This is a genomic window from Evansella vedderi (assembly GCF_030813435.1).
In the GTDB taxonomy this organism is placed as follows: domain Bacteria; phylum Bacillota; class Bacilli; order Bacillales; family Salisediminibacteriaceae; genus Evansella; species Evansella vedderi.
Window position 1 is genome coordinate 22,917 of record NZ_JAUSUG010000016.1, and the last position, 14,515, is coordinate 37,431.

General features: G+C 36.9%; 14 protein-coding genes and 1 pseudogene. 9 read left to right on the forward strand and 6 right to left on the reverse strand.

What is annotated here, in order from left to right; translation table 11 throughout:
• Positions 1-57 precede the first annotated feature (57 nt).
• Positions 58-795 carry an endonuclease/exonuclease/phosphatase family protein gene (locus J2S74_RS18200; protein ID WP_307328265.1) on the reverse strand — a complete coding sequence of 246 codons (738 nt, stop codon included), beginning with the start codon at positions 793-795 and terminating at the stop codon, positions 58-60.
• 181 nt (positions 796-976) lie between these two features.
• On the reverse strand, positions 977-1,294 hold the full coding sequence (locus tag J2S74_RS18205; protein WP_307328268.1) for a cupin domain-containing protein: 318 nt from the start codon (positions 1,292-1,294) through the stop codon (positions 977-979).
• Between the two features lie 732 nt (positions 1,295-2,026).
• Between J2S74_RS18205 and J2S74_RS18210 the strand changes: the two genes are divergently transcribed.
• Genes J2S74_RS18210 through J2S74_RS18220 form a run of 3 tightly spaced genes read left to right on the forward strand, consistent with a single transcriptional unit; the run spans position 2,027 to position 3,952 of the window.
• Positions 2,027-3,265, forward strand: a complete 1,239-nt coding sequence (locus tag J2S74_RS18210) for an MFS transporter (RefSeq protein WP_307328270.1) — start codon at positions 2,027-2,029, stop codon at positions 3,263-3,265.
• A gap of 57 nt (positions 3,266-3,322) precedes the next feature.
• Positions 3,323-3,487 (forward strand): hypothetical protein, encoded by a 165-nt coding sequence (locus J2S74_RS18215; RefSeq protein WP_307328272.1) that lies wholly within the window; start codon positions 3,323-3,325, stop codon positions 3,485-3,487.
• Positions 3,488-3,517: 30 nt separating this feature from the next.
• Positions 3,518-3,952: an SRPBCC domain-containing protein gene (locus tag J2S74_RS18220; protein WP_307328273.1), complete on the forward strand. Its 435-nt coding sequence runs from the start codon at positions 3,518-3,520 to the stop codon at positions 3,950-3,952.
• Here J2S74_RS18220 and brfA read toward each other — a convergent pair.
• A complete protein-coding gene (gene brfA / locus J2S74_RS18225) occupies positions 3,944-4,201 on the reverse strand; it encodes a ribosome rescue factor BrfA (RefSeq protein WP_307328274.1) in 258 nt (85 codons plus the stop codon). The genes J2S74_RS18220 and brfA overlap by 9 nt on opposite strands.
• Before the next feature lie 200 nt (positions 4,202-4,401).
• Between brfA and J2S74_RS18230 the strand changes: the two genes are divergently transcribed.
• The gene (locus J2S74_RS18230; protein WP_307328277.1) at positions 4,402-5,184 is read left to right on the forward strand and encodes a class I SAM-dependent methyltransferase; all 783 of its coding nucleotides are present in this window, start codon (positions 4,402-4,404) and stop codon (positions 5,182-5,184) included.
• 57 nt (positions 5,185-5,241) lie between these two features.
• Here J2S74_RS18230 and J2S74_RS18235 read toward each other — a convergent pair whose 3' ends face one another.
• Positions 5,242-7,017, reverse strand: a complete 1,776-nt coding sequence (locus tag J2S74_RS18235; RefSeq protein ID WP_307328279.1) for an ABC transporter substrate-binding protein — start codon at positions 7,015-7,017, stop codon at positions 5,242-5,244.
• 150 nt (positions 7,018-7,167) lie between these two features.
• Between J2S74_RS18235 and J2S74_RS18240 the strand changes: the two genes are divergently transcribed.
• Both J2S74_RS18240 and J2S74_RS18245 read left to right on the forward strand, forming a co-directional pair.
• Positions 7,168-8,397, forward strand: coding sequence for an MFS transporter (locus tag J2S74_RS18240; RefSeq protein WP_307328282.1), 1,230 nt, complete (start codon positions 7,168-7,170; stop codon positions 8,395-8,397).
• A gap of 87 nt (positions 8,398-8,484) precedes the next feature.
• Positions 8,485-9,123 (forward strand): gamma-glutamyl-gamma-aminobutyrate hydrolase family protein, encoded by a 639-nt coding sequence (locus tag J2S74_RS18245; RefSeq protein WP_307328549.1) that lies wholly within the window; start codon positions 8,485-8,487, stop codon positions 9,121-9,123.
• A gap of 66 nt (positions 9,124-9,189) precedes the next feature.
• Here J2S74_RS18245 and thiO read toward each other — a convergent pair whose 3' ends face one another.
• Positions 9,190-10,302, reverse strand: a complete 1,113-nt coding sequence (thiO, locus tag J2S74_RS18250) for a glycine oxidase ThiO (RefSeq protein WP_307328286.1) — start codon at positions 10,300-10,302, stop codon at positions 9,190-9,192.
• Between the two features lie 395 nt (positions 10,303-10,697).
• Positions 10,698-11,480 (reverse strand): thiazole synthase, encoded by a 783-nt coding sequence (locus tag J2S74_RS18255; RefSeq protein WP_307328288.1) that lies wholly within the window; start codon positions 11,478-11,480, stop codon positions 10,698-10,700.
• Positions 11,481-11,796: 316 nt separating this feature from the next.
• Here J2S74_RS18255 and J2S74_RS18260 point away from each other — a divergent pair, with 316 nt between their 5' ends.
• The 3 genes and pseudogenes from J2S74_RS18260 to J2S74_RS18270 all read left to right on the forward strand — a co-directional run bounded on the left by J2S74_RS18260 (position 11,797) and on the right by J2S74_RS18270 (position 14,277).
• Positions 11,797-13,170, forward strand: coding sequence for a hypothetical protein (locus J2S74_RS18260; protein ID WP_307328291.1), 1,374 nt, complete (start codon positions 11,797-11,799; stop codon positions 13,168-13,170).
• 75 nt (positions 13,171-13,245) lie between these two features.
• Positions 13,246-13,704, forward strand: a pseudogene (locus tag J2S74_RS18265) (class I SAM-dependent methyltransferase).
• A 105-nt stretch (positions 13,705-13,809) separates the two neighbouring features.
• Complete coding sequence (locus tag J2S74_RS18270; protein ID WP_307328295.1) at positions 13,810-14,277, forward strand: hypothetical protein; 468 nt, start codon at positions 13,810-13,812, stop codon at positions 14,275-14,277.
• Positions 14,278-14,515 lie beyond the last annotated feature (238 nt).

The window sequence follows — 14,515 nt, forward strand, 5'->3', positions numbered from 1 at the left end:
TAGTCCCTTTTTGAAGTTTTAATTATACAATTTATTAATTTCTTTTTATTTTTTATTTTATTTGTCATTGCATAAATTTATTTTTAAAGTTGCCAAGAAAGGTAAATGATCGGAAGCTTGTAAATCATAAGCGTAAGAACCTGCATTCAATACTTCAACCTGGGGATTAACAAATATATAGTCTAACTTCATGGTGGGGCGTCTAGATGGGAACGTAAAGTTACTCTTATGATCAGTGTTAGTATCTTTTAATTGGCTAGTGATTAGTCGCCAACTTTTCGAAAACGGCTTCATATTCCAATCTCCCATCATAATGGGAACATAATTACATGCTGCCACTGTTTCCAATATAAATTGCGTTTGTTTTTGGTGTAGAAACGGTGCCAAACTTAAATGTGTGACGAAAATGGTGAGAATTCTATTGTTCACTTTAATGTCCACTTCTAATAATGCTCTATCTTCGACTACTCGTGGTAAAAAATCAAAAGGGTGGTTTTTACTTTTAATAATTGGAAATTGGGTGAGTAGTGCATTACCGTATTGACGAATACTTGACTGCCCTTTACCCCGAAGTGTAATAGCTGGACCAAATACATATTCCATATTAAGGTCCTTTGCTAACCATTGCGCTTGATCTTCATAGTCACTTCTCTTAGAAAAGTGTTTATCCACCTCATTTAAGCCGATGATATTCGCTTTAGATGATTTAATAACGTTACTAATTCTTCTTAAATTGACCATTTTATCAAGACCTTTTCCGTGGTGAATATTAAAGGTTAAGACTTTTATTTGCAAATGATCACCTTCTTTTTATCAACCTTTTCCTAAAGCTATAATACCCGATATTGATGGAAAAGATTTTCTTGATCTTAAGGCCGTCTACATAATCACTTTTGGTTAACTCCTATCATCGCTCATATGGTTTAATTTTTAAAAAGAAGCGTAAAGATGATGTCATCACACTTCTTTTTCTTGGTTATAGGTTGATAGGGGTTTTAGGAGACATGACTAATATAGTGCATCCTGTTGGACTGATAGGTGCGTGATCACTGTTTGGCGGATAATACAAGTAGGACCCAGGACCATATTCTTTTCCATTATCTTCGTATATTCCATCTATAACGAATACTTCTTCACCTTCCGGATGGCGGTGACGAGGATACCCTTTTCCTGGAGCAAAACGTAAAATAGCGCGAACTTCTCCAGGGTCGAATCGTAAAACAGCCATATCAACACCATCATTTACTGTTTTCCATTTAACTGAGTTTGTATCAATACTGTTCATCTTGCTCATTACAATCCCTCCTAATTGGGTTTATTACTAGGTACTATTACTAGGTTATAAACATATTCGGTATGGGGAGTTAAATTCCTGCTAAAAATTGGGTAGTTAGATTATTAAAAGGGGATATTGGAGTGCGAAGGAAGAGGAATAGACGGAATTTTCGTTTCAAAAGTGCAGATGAACCGTGAAAGAATGCTTTCGGGATTCATCAGAAGCCGGAAGTAAGATCAAGAATCGATGGAAAAGAAAAATCTTGCCCTCAGAAGCTGGAAGTGAGGACAAGAACTGATGGAAACAGAAAATCTTGTCCTCAGAATATAAATGCTATTATCATAATGAAGAGTAATTTTGTACATTCTTAAACAATCAAAAATGTCCGTAGTTAGCTTGACATTTACAACATGCTGCAACGCGAAGGAAGAGCAACGGCCGGACTTGGCGTTACAAAAGGAGAAGTTGAAACGCGAAAGAAGAGTAACGGGCAGAACTCGCGTAACAAAAGGAGAAGTTGAAGCGCGAAAAAAGAGCAACGGGAAGAACTCGCGTTACAAAAGGGGAAGTTGAAACGTAAAAGAGGAGGAACAGCCGGAACTCGTGTTTCAACCGGTGATGATGATAAGCGAAGGTAGAATCTCCAAAGGATTTCGTGTTTCATATGGATATATTCTTATAAAAAACTGGTTCCTACCGTTAACTAAAAACCATACATATAGAGTAAAAAGCCTAACAGGGGTAGGTATCATGGACAAACAAAATAGCCGGTTTAGGTGGGTTGTATTTGCTTCTGTATTGTTTACTTATTTATTCATGTCGAGCCAACGAACCGCTCCAGGGTTGATCACGGACCAAATCATGTTGGACTTTAAAGTAACAGCAATAACCATTGGGCTACTGGCTAGTATTCAATTTTTTGTATATACGGCTTTGCAAATTCCCATGGGTTTTTTGGCTGATCGTTATGGCCCCAATTTTTTTCTCATCGTTGGTGCCATCCTTACTGGTTTAGGAACCATCCTTTATAGTCTTGGTACCCATGAATTTGTCTTATTTTTTGCTAGAATTTTAACTGGCATAGGGGATGCTACTATCTGGGTCAATATGGTGTTAATACTGAGCCAGTGGTTTAAAGCAAAGGAATTTACACGGTTAATTGGTGTGACAGCCATGACAGGAAGTCTTGGCTTCCTTTTGGCAACAGTCCCTTTCGCCTTATGGATTGATTTCCTTGGTTGGAGGCCGGCTTTTTTCTCGGCAGGACTGCTCCTATGTTTATGTGGTATTCTCCTTTATTTTGTCCTCATAAAAATACCTAAACAATCCGTATTTATAAAAAATGAAAAACAACGGGAAAAAACATGGAAGTTACTAAAAAGAATTTTTTCCAATCGACAAGCATGGGCTTTATTCCTTTGTCACTTTGGGATTGTGGGTACGTATGTAGGATTTATCAGCTCTTGGGGAGTGCCTTATGGAATGACGTTGTATGGAATGACACGTACAGAAGCAAGTCAGCTGATCATGCTTGGACTGATCGGGGCACTTATTGGTGCTCCTCTAGCTAGTTCGATTGCTAGTCGATTAGAAACAATTAAACGCCCGTATATTGTGGTTCACATTATTCTATTATTGAGTTGGTCCGTCTTTCTTTTCTTTCATGGGAATCCTCCATTCTTCATGCTAATAATGCTTTTCTTTATTATTGGCCTTTCGTATGGGGCGAATGCCTTAACCTTTGCTGCCGTTCGTCAATCTTTTCCTATAAAAGATTCAGGCATTGTCTCTGGGTTTGCGAATACGGGTGGATTTCTAAGTGCCGTGTTGCTGCCAAGTATTTTTGGAAAAGTATTGGACCATTTTCAAGCTGTTTCAGGTAGTATAAGTGCTGGATATTACTATGGTTTCATTACCCCAGTTGTCTTTTCTATAATTGGTTTGGTTGGAGTGATCTTATATAAGGAAAAACGTCACTTACAAAGATAAAACCAAATAGCCACATTTGATGAATATATATTTGTAAAAGGGTAGGGGGTTAGTTGGATGCGGGAAGAAGTAGGTCAATGTAAAATGTGTGGAACGAAAATTTTATGTCTTGATGGCTTTTTTAATGGGATTATCGATTCAGATGGTCTACTTACCTGTTTTTTATGTGATTCAGTTAGTAAGGGAGAGGAAATGGAAGGATGTCAAGGGAATAATGTTTAAAAAATAATAGGGGATGAGGGGAAAATTATGGTGTCTAAATCTTACATTTATGAAGTGTTTATCAAAACTTCACCTGTGCAACTATGGGAAGTTCTAACGAATGGTGATTTCACGAAACAGTGTGTCGGTGCTAGAGAGTTTCGTTCGGAATGGAAAGTAGGAGCGAAAATAGAGGCATGGTTGAGTGATGGCAAACTAGACGGAAAAGGGAAGGTATTAGCAGTGAGGCCCTACAAATTACTCATTTATAACTGGAACGATGCTGGTGATGATTTAAAACCTTCCATTATTACGTATAGATTAGAAGAATTGGAGAACGAGAACGTTGTGAAGTTCACATTAATTCATGAAAATCTATTAGGTAGAGGGACCAGTTATTGGCCTGTTGTCATCTCTGATATTAAGACATTACTTGAAACGGGAAGTTCCATGTTTAAGGAAGTGGATCGAGTGACTTTAAACTAGTTTCGGAGAAATGGAATATAGTAAAGTATTAAAATTTAATGAAATTAAAAAAGCGTTGCCTTCATTTTGATAACCTTGAAGGTAACGCTTATGGTGTTTTGTTTCCTGGTTTCTTAGCTTTTCTTTCTTTGTTTTCGTTTTTCTTACGTGTGTACTGAAGGCTGCTTGATGTCCTCGTGAGTTTGTAACATCCCGTTTGGTTGTTCGCAAAACAAAATCCCTTTTCTTTTTAGCATTTGATTTCGCCATTTCATTTTCACTCCCTTAAGGTTTATATTATAACTAAAATATGGAAAAAGGGGAAGGGATTCATATTAAAATAGTAGTACTCTTTTTCCCCATGATCGAGAAAAATAGTGTTAATATTGGAATTGAAATGAAGAAACAGCCTTTTCAAAGGTAGATTGAACACGTCTTATAATAGAATAATATAGTTAAAGGAGAGCCAAATGAACAAATTTGAAAACCTAGAAGAATACGATGATCCAATTTTATATGATAAAGAAAATGATGCCTACAGAGAAGATGTAACAATTTTATTAAAATGGGCAGCTAAAGCAGCAGCTGGTGTAATTATTGATTTGGCCTGTGGTACTGGACGAGCAACCATTCCTTTAGCTTTAGAAGGTTTTCATCTGATAGGGGTAGACGTACATAACGGAATGTTAATGGAAGCAAAAAAGAAGGCATTAAATCTTCATTTAAATATAAAGTGGGTTAAACAGGATTGTACTAATTTGGATTTAGGTATAAAGAGCAAATTTATATATTCAGTTGGAAATTCATTTCAGCATTTCCTAACAAACGATGCTCAAGATGGTTTTCTAATATCTGTAAACAGGCACTTAGAAAGGGAGGGTATCTTTATTTTTGGAACTAGGTTTCCTAGTGAAGAAGAATTACTGCAACAAAATGAAGAAGAGTACTGGAGGTCTTATATTGATAAGGAAACGAATAATAAGGTTGATGTTTATACTGTCAGCAGTTACGACCCTTTAAATCAAGTACAGCACAATATGACCATAAGGAAGTATATAGATTCAACTGGAGAAATTGTAGATGAAGTAAGGACGAATATAGGTTTACGTTATGTGTACCCAAAAGAAATGGAAAGAATACTGATGATAAATGGATTTGAGATAACTCAAATTTACAAAGACTGGAATGAAAGTCCTTTAACAGAAGATAGTCATCAAATGATTTATGTTTGTAAAAAGACCAGAGAGTTATAGAAACTATCAAGTTAAAAAATGGCTTGGGATGGATCCCAAGCCATTTTTTAAGATGTCCTACTTATACCAAAGCTTGTGGTAATTTAAACGATTATAGCGGTTTATTTCAATACCTTGGAGCCTTTCGTCTGCCTCTACATTAATGTGAATTTTCCGTTGATATAAGAAAATAACATAATAATTATCTAATAAAAAATTTTCAATGTTTCTTAAATTTTCATAGGCGGTTTGTGTGTCAGGACTTTGTCTGACGGTAGTAATTAAGGAGTCTAGATGAACCTTTGCTTCTGGTGGCATGGTGTTGCAAATATAGCTAGTTTCAGATGTAATAGCATTTAACATGGAAACTAATGGGTTTTCACCTAAACCGACACCTGCAATAATGATATCTGTTTTTTCCATATGTTCTTTTTTGTGCAGTTCGTTAATATCTACGTAATTCGTTTCCAACGTGATACCCATTTCCTTAAATACTTCCTTGAATACCCCTAATTCAAAACCGAAATAAGCATTATGCTCAAGGCATGTAGAAGTTAGTGTTAAGGTTTTTCCTTTAAGGCCATTGGCATGAAACCAAGCTTTCGCCTCCTGTACATTAGCGTGCTGCCTCAGAATTCCTGCATTTTCATCAATGAAACTATCTGGGAACCAAACGGCATGGTACGGATGGTTCTGAAATAATTTTGAGCGATCAATAGCATGGGAGAGCATTTTTCGAAAATCAGGATGTTTGTGTAGACCTTCCTTTTGATGGTTAACCACAAGGTATACACCCCCAAGTCGTGGGGGAAACCAATCATAATGCTTAATGTCTGTGGTATGTTTTCCAACAATTCGATAATGAACCTGTCGCCTTGGTGGTAATGGTGAATTAGGTATACTGTAAAGCTCTACTTTATCTAATAGTGGACGATATCCGAAATAGTGGGTAAAAGCCTTTAATACCATATGGCCATTCCGGTGCCTCGTGATCTCATAAGGACCAGTTCCAATAGGGTGTTTTCGAAATCTCTCTTTATCTTTTTCATAGAGATGGACTGGAATCATCATTGCTTTATGATCTGTGAATAAATGTAAAAGCATTTGGTTGGGTGAATTTAAATGAATCTCGATAATCGTGGTAGAGACAATATTGATTTTCTTAATGTCATTTAAAATATCTAACTTCCAGCCATCCCGTTGATGATCCTTCCAAAAAAGAATATTTTCTTTTACTGTTTTTGACGTTAACGGGCTCCCATCATGAAACAAAACTCCTTTTCTTATGTAAAAACGCCAGATCCTCCCATTGTCCTCTGAGTCCCAATGGTGGGCGATTTCGGGGTGAAAGGTTTTATCGTAATGGGAATAAGTAATTAGACGATTATAAACATGCTCCACTAGATGTCCTTCATGCCTTGTTGAAATATAACAAGGGACAAGGGTGTGAATAGGTTGGTAGTATGGATAGCTTAGGGTGTCTAAACCATCTTCTTGTTGGTGAGAAGGTGTCCAATTAAATTGGCCTTCTAGCCATTCCACGAAAGAGGCCCCCAACTCCTTTTGACTTTCCATCCATTTAAGTGCTTGTGGGATATCTCCGTTATGTATCCAAGTTTGAACTTGCTGTTCTTCAATTTCGTTCGGCTTCAATAGGAAGGTTAAGCTTGTGGCTTTCCCTCTCCCTGGATTTGGTATCCATTCTATCCAATTCTTTTCTTTCATTTGTTTCACAATAGATTTGGCATGGCGGTCAGAGCACTTCAGCTTTTGCGCAACCTCAGAAATAAATACTTTTTTACTCCCTGGCCCCCAAGATTGATAAAGGGTGAAGTAATGTTCTTCTAATTTCATCCTGTTTTGTTCCCCTTTCTCTAAAAGGTGAAGTGTTTCTTTAATTCATTTAGGGTCTTTTTCTTCCTGTTTTATCTTTGTACCATAGAAATTGGAAATAATCTATAAATTCTATGAAATTGATAATTTTACATTAGGGGGTTAGGTAAGATGGAAGCAACAAAAAAGATAAAGACAAAGCTTAAAACTACATCTCTTTGTAAAAATAAAAATTTCCTTTTCTTATGGGGAGGAAGTGCTATCTCTTTATTTGGCTTGCAAATCTATATGATTGTGATGCCCTTATTAATCTATGATCTCTCCCAAAGTGCTCTGGCAATGAGTGGGATAAGGGTAATGGAGATATTGCCGAATGTACTTTTAGGAATGGTTGCTGGGGTTATTGTGGACAGGGTCCATCGAAAGAAGATCATGACCATTACGGTTCTCGTTCAATGGTTGGCTATTGGAGGAATTTTGTTACTACTCCTTTCCCAAGGAATTCAGCTTTGGTCCTTATTTTTATTAGGATTCCTATTTTCCGGCTCAGGCTACTTTTTTGGTAATGCTTATCATTCTTCCCTTCCACAAATAATTGCCAAAGAACAATTAACGGAAGCTAATGCGAAGCTTAGTTTTATGGATACAATGATTCGTATGGTTGGTCCTGGAATAACGGGATTTATTCTTGCTGCCACCACCTTTGAAGGGACACTGTTCATACAATTTATTTGTATTTCCATACTATTGATTTTTTTAACAAAAATAAGAATACCTCCAGTGGAACGTCAAAATACAAGGAATAGCTTTTGGATGGATTTAAAAGAGGGGATTAAGGAACTATTCGGTAATAAATTGTTGTTAACACCAACCATTGCCATTCTGTTTGTGAATCTTGCGTCTAGTATGGTTATTGGTGTGCTTCTATTTTTTGCTGTAGATATCATAGGTGCTACGGAATCTCAAATTGGATTAATGTTAAGCTTCGGTGCATTAGGTGGTTTGTTAGGGGCCTTAGCGGTTAAAAAAATATTAAATTATATTCCAAGGGGAAAGCTATTTACTTACTCCTTAGTCATTGAAATCATTGGGTTCACCATTCTAATTTTTGCTAATACATGGTGGGTGATTGGTATTTCCCTCGCTATTCGTACCTTTGCTGTTTCTATCGTTAACATCATTTATTTAGCAGCTCGACAGGAGTTTACTCCGAATCATTTGTTAGGGAGAGTATCTGGAACCTCCTCCATGTTAATGAAACTTGCCATGCCGGTGGGGTTGCTTTTTGCAGGAATATGGGCAGAAATACTTCCAATTCGACCACTATTTCTTATAACCGTTGTCATCGTATCGATCATCTTCATGGGCTTATTGAGAACACGTTTTTATCAGGTTACATAAAAAAGGCAGTGAAGTAAGTTCTAGATACAATATTCGTGGCTGTTAAGAAACCGAACTTTTTGAACAGCCTCTGTTAATAAATATTCCATTTATAAGCAATTGGGAGATGCTGGTGGAATCCCGATAATGTTACCGTTGATCACAGATAAAGATATGATCCTAAGATTAGCCAAAACTTTTGATGGCTTTCTATTTACAGGCGGTCACGATATAAATCCAGAGTTGTATGGTGAAGAAATAGAGGATTTTAGTGGGGAATTGTGCAATGAACGAGACATTATGGAGGCGATTCTTTTTAGTAAAGTAGTAGAATTGGATAAACCAGCATTAGGGATTTGTCGTGGTCTGCAATTATTTAATGTCTTGCTAGGCGGAACACTATATCAGGACATTCCAACCCAACTGAGTGTGAGTCATATTCAACATAAGCAAAAGCCACCATACACGAAACCTGTTCACAATGTTTACATAGCAAAAGATACCTTGCTTTATCATCTTCTTCAAACAGATTCTTTAAAAGTAAATAGTTATCATCATCAGGGAATTAAGAATTTATCGGAACAGCTAATGTCTGCCGCCAATGCTGAAGATGGGTTGATAGAAGCAGTTGTCATGCCAAATAAAAAATTTATTTTAGCTGTTCAATGGCACCCTGAGTTTAACTACAAGTTGGACGATTATAACTTTAAACTGTTTTTAGAATTTGTAAGAGCATGTAAATGCTAAGTAAGTATGACGGAGCCCTAGTGCATTAAATTTATAATGCACTAGGGCTTCGCTTATTTTTCAGATTTAAGAAAACCTTTCTGGATTAAAAGCTGTTTGTGTAGATGGGTCTAATGGTTTTCCAGAAATTATGTCCGCAACCGCTTCTCCAGTACGTGCGCTCAATAAAATACCATTGCGGTAATGCCCAGTAGCGAAAATGATATGAGGAGCGTCCTCCAGAGGTCCCAGTAGTGGAAAGCCATCCTGGGTTGCTGGTCGAAGTCCTGCCCATGTGTGAAAAGGAGTCTTTGCCTCTAAAAATGGAAGGATTCGTTTGTTCCAATTAACAAGTCGGGAAATACCTTTTTCTGTGACATCTGTGGAAAAACCAGCAATATCTTCTGAGGCACCATTTACTAACGTACCATTTGCTTTTGGAACTAGGTATCCTTGACTACTCGTTATAATATGATTTACTTTTTCTGGCTCAAGTTTGTATGCGCAAATTTGCCCGCGGATTGGGAATACAGGGATTCGAATCTGAAAGGTTTCTTCTAATTCTTGAGCCCAAGCCCCAGAGCAAATAACGAGGCGGTCCCCGGTATATTGATTACCATCCTCCGTTTTAAGAATAGGGGTAGATTTCCATTCTTCTACTGTAACGGTTCCCGTTTGTTCGATAATAGTCACACCGTTGTTCTGACAGGCAATTTTTAATGCTCTGACATATTCAGGAGCAAATACGTGACTTTCTTCCTTAGAATAAATCCCAGCAATCACAGCATCTGATAGATTTGGTTCCAGTGATTTCAACTGTTCCTTATCTACGATTTCAGCATCAGACCCAAACTCTTTTTGCCAAGCAATTCTAGTCTCTAGGGGAAGAATGTCCGATTCATGGTAGACGACATGAATACTTCCGCTCTCTGTATATTCAAAGTCGATTTCCGAAGCATCTTTCACATCCTGCTGCCACTCCTTGAACATTCGTAAACTGTTTAAGCAAAACTTGAAAAAAGGATCAGGATCTTCCCCAATTTCCGTGTATGGTGCGAGCATCCCAGCAGCCGCACCAGATGCCTGCCCTCCACATGTTGTTTTTTCGAGTATTGTAACCTCATGTCCGCGGCGACTTAAAGAAAAAGCCGTAGCTAATCCAATCACACCTCCGCCTAGAACGATTATGTGTTCTTTCATATGTGGCCCTCCGTTATATTATAATTCATGGTAATGGATTCACTGACGTTTACCTAACTTGCAACAGGGGGAGGTTTTTCACTGCCCCAAATGCAAGAGTTTACTGGATTTCATGCACAGCAACTCCTGTCCAGTACATGAAATTGGGTCCAGTTGCTATTTTAGTGCACCAAACGTGCCCTCTACTGCACGAAGTTATTGTTTTAAATGAATTTGGTGTACTACAGTCTCCGTCTAGTTTGCGAAATTGAATCCGGTTGCCGTTTTAGTACACTCAACGAGCCTTCCACTGCACGAATTTTTTGTTTCCACTGAATTTTATGCACAGCAGCCCCCACCCAGTGCACGAAAAAGATTCAAGTTAAAATTTTCGTGCACTCACTCATCTCAACTGTTTAGTTAGAAATAAAGTCTTGCAAGCCACTAGAAGCGGTAGCGTATTTTTTCTTTGGAATTCTTCCAGCTTCATAGGACAATCGGCCGGCATCAATGGCATACTTCATGGCAAGTGCCATCTTTACTGGATCTTTTGCTTTCGCCACAGGTGTGTTCATTAGAACACCATCAGCACCCAATTCCATCACCTGAGCCACATCCATGGCAGAACCTAAGCCGGCATCAACGATAATTGGTACATTCGCTTCCTCGATAATTAAGGACAAATTATAAGGGTTTAATACGCCGAGACCCGTACCAATTGGAGCTGCTCCTGGCATAACCGCTGCTGCACCTGCTTCTTCCAGGCGTTTACATAAAATGGGATCATCGGATGTATAAGGAAGTACGGTGAACCCTTCTTCAACAAGAATTTCCGTTGCCTTTAATGTTTCGATTGGATCTGGTAACAACGTTTTTTCATTGGCACTAATTTCTACCTTAATCCAATCACTTAAACCAGATGCTCTTGCTAAACGGGCAATTCGGACTGCCTCTTGAGCAGTCTTTGCACCGGATGTATTTGGGAGATAGGTGAAAGAATGATCCTCTTCTAAATGCTGAAGAATGGCATCTTCGTCTGGATTTTCTAGATTCGCTCGGCGTATGGCAAATGTAAGCACGCTCGCACCAGATGCTCTTATTACTTCATTTTGTACATAGGGATTCGGATAACGTCCCGTTCCTAGGAAAAAACGAGAGGAAAGTTCTACCCCTCCAATTATCAATTTCTTAGATTTCATTTGGTGATCCTCCTAAAAATAAATATATAAATTCATAGTTGTTCTCTTGATTGGATTCAGGGGAAAGAAGGATACCATCCTTTTCCCCATATTATTAAAAATATATACTTAAACATTCCATTATATTAGATTAATACAATCTACTAATATTGTAAAAGGTATTTGTGAAAATAGAAAGGAGAAAGGGTTTTTCATACTAAAGTGAAAGCAATCATTAAGGAAGAATATTGGATATATATGTTAAAATGATAATAAGAATTGAAAGAGGTTGTGACTTTGATTACTTGATAATATTGATTAAGGGATGTGCATTTAGATGAAAGGACCAACAAAGCAATGCGAGTCTTTGAAACGGAAACTAAAAGTGTGGAAAATTGCATGCTTTCTAATAGGATTTTTATTTATCCTTTACGTTTATCAGGCATATATCGATGACCGTAGATCACTTTACTTTAATCTTACCGATATCAGAAACGCAACGATTGGTATAAATAATCAACTCATGGGAATTCAACACGATACAAACAATAGTAGGAGTTCCGAATACAATAGTGACCTCCTAAGGAATCATATCCAATCGTTTAACAGAGAGCATAATCGTTTAACTAACTATTTCAACCCCTTTGAATCGAACTGGTACGAAAATAATCGAAGGACATACTCGTTTTCAATTCAACAAGGCTTTATAAACGTAGTAGATTTATTAAAGCTGAAAAATACAACGGGACACTGGTCAACTACAGAAGCAGATTTATTAGATATGATGAACTCAACATTTATTGACTATTCGAGACTACTTGATAAGGAACAACAAAATTTAAACGGTATCTTCGAACGATTTCCTTTAGTTACTGAAACAGGATCAGTTACTCATTCTATTGATGTTGAACAAATAGTCAAAATACAGAATGAGATTAATAACTTAAGCTATTTTTATTTGTTATATCAACGTCTCCCTGAGGAAATGAACAGATTATCTGAGGATGAAATAGTAGAGAGGCTTATTTATGTTTTAGATATGGATGAAAAAGAAATTAATGAGATTTTAATTGAAGAGGATCAGACCCTTAGGAAATATAATTTCACCATTTATAGAGATAGATCGAATGTTCGTGGACAGCTAAACGGTTATGGATTTATAAATGAAGTATATTTTGGCACGCCACCTGATGAAGGGGATTTAGTAGACAGGGAACTGGTGGCTGAGAACTTAAACTCTTTATTAAAGCGAGAGTATGGGGAAATAGATTATGTGATCTATGATAGGGGGATAAATTATCAGCTTGAAGATTTGGATCCTGATAAAACACAACTTTATAGCTATGAAGTGAACCTCACTGTGGATGGCTATCGTACAGAGAAATCACTGATGGTCTATTATAATGCAAGGAATGGTAATCTGGTTCATTTCAAGAATTGGTATGAAAATAGTGGCGGTTTGTTATTTGATCCATCATTTTATGAGCTAGATGCAGAAGGAATTCTTAAACCGAATGATGCACTTACTCAATATAAAAATTCCAAGGATACAAGCTTGGAGGAGGAATATATTGAGACGGTCATCGTTTGGTCCAGTTTAAGTGGGAAGTTCGAATTGGTACATATATATACTTCTGGGCTTTATCTTAATGCCCATACGGGGAAAGAAGAAAAGGTTTCCAGCAGGGGGATCCTTCGAACATTTTTTTAAACTAACGTAGTAGTTAATAGAAAAACTGATGCAGCTAAAAGAAATCAAAGTAACTTATTCAATAAGGGGGAGACAGTGGATATATCAAAACACAATAGTATTGCTTGGGATAAGAAAGTGGAAGAGGGAACTAGTAGCAAAACGATAGAAAGAAATAAAGCAGGTGAATGGGAAATTACTGTAACTACTGAAAAGCCAGTCCCTAGAAATTTGTTTCGGAATCCTTGGAAGGGTTAAAAATACTTTGTTTACCCTCTGGCGGAGGGCAACAAGGACCCATTTTAGCTGCTGCCGGGGCAGATGTAACAGTTATTGATATATCTAAGAAGCAATTGGAACAAGACGGAAAGGTAGCGAAACGTGATGGACTAACTTTAAAACGGTACTAGGGGAATACGTACATACTTTGGAAGACCAAATCCAAGGACAAATTGATGCTGGGTTTGTTATTGCAGGTTTTTATGAAGAGACTTTGGCGGAACAAGGATTTTAGACAAGTATATTAAAACTTTTATTGCTACAAGATATCAATAAAGATGAATGGTGACCAATCGTAATTATTTAATTTGAAATTTAAGGAATAATAAATCGAATAAAAACAAAACCTATTCTAAATAGAACTTAGGGAGTTATGTTTTTATGGTAAATAATTTATTCGTTAATATTGCAATGGTAATTATTTCTTGGCTAACTTTACCTTTTTTAGGTAGGCGTAATATAAAAAGATTTTTACCAGCGGCTATTCTTGTTGGCCTTTTGGAAGCATGGAATGTTCAAATTGGAAAAAAACGAAAATGGTGGGTTTTCTATAATAATAGAAATTCTTATATAGCCAATGAGTTTCCTTTTAATATTGGTCCCTTTTTCATTGGTACGATGTGGATTTTAAAGTGGACTTACGGAGATTTTAAAAAATTTATAACTCTTAATGCTATAGTAGACGGTTTCTTTGCTTTTATTAACAGCTGGATTATGGAAAAATTAAAAGTAGCTCAACTCGTTCGAATGAACCGTTTTCAATTCTTTCTGTATTTGTTCTACAAGGCTTTTATCTTATATGGATTCCAATACTTTTTTGAAAAAACAAAACTTGTTAAGAGATATTAAATGCATGTAAGTAGGAATAATAATCACAAAAAGCAATCTCACAAGGGATTGCTTTTTTAAGTAAAATAGCATATTTATGTAAAGATTTAGTTTGGAGGGAAAGTGAGTAACCCAACCTATACAGCTCATATTCCGCCAGATGAACATATAATATCCAAAAAGGATATGAAGATACATAAAAGAGATGAGAAGGCAATGTTCAAGGAATATTAATATCATCCGCTGCTCTCACATTGTT

Excerpts from the sequence above, each read along its gene's own strand:
- J2S74_RS18205 (WP_307328268.1), bottom strand. The coding sequence starts at position 1,294 with ATGAGCAAGATGAACAGTATTGATACAAACTCAGTTAAATGGAAAACA.
- J2S74_RS18210 (WP_307328270.1), top strand. The coding sequence starts at position 2,027 with ATGGACAAACAAAATAGCCGGTTTAGGTGGGTTGTATTTGCTTCTGTA.
- J2S74_RS18215 (WP_307328272.1), top strand. The coding sequence starts at position 3,323 with ATGCGGGAAGAAGTAGGTCAATGTAAAATGTGTGGAACGAAAATTTTA.
- brfA (WP_307328274.1), bottom strand. The coding sequence starts at position 4,201 with ATGGCGAAATCAAATGCTAAAAAGAAAAGGGATTTTGTTTTGCGAACA.
- J2S74_RS18230 (WP_307328277.1), top strand. The coding sequence starts at position 4,402 with ATGAACAAATTTGAAAACCTAGAAGAATACGATGATCCAATTTTATAT.
- J2S74_RS18235 (WP_307328279.1), bottom strand. The coding sequence starts at position 7,017 with ATGAAATTAGAAGAACATTACTTCACCCTTTATCAATCTTGGGGGCCA.
- J2S74_RS18240 (WP_307328282.1), top strand. The coding sequence starts at position 7,168 with ATGGAAGCAACAAAAAAGATAAAGACAAAGCTTAAAACTACATCTCTT.
- thiO (WP_307328286.1), bottom strand. The coding sequence starts at position 10,302 with ATGAAAGAACACATAATCGTTCTAGGCGGAGGTGTGATTGGATTAGCT.
- J2S74_RS18255 (WP_307328288.1), bottom strand. The coding sequence starts at position 11,480 with ATGAAATCTAAGAAATTGATAATTGGAGGGGTAGAACTTTCCTCTCGT.
- J2S74_RS18260 (WP_307328291.1), top strand. The coding sequence starts at position 11,797 with ATGAAAGGACCAACAAAGCAATGCGAGTCTTTGAAACGGAAACTAAAA.
- J2S74_RS18270 (WP_307328295.1), top strand. The coding sequence starts at position 13,810 with ATGGTAAATAATTTATTCGTTAATATTGCAATGGTAATTATTTCTTGG.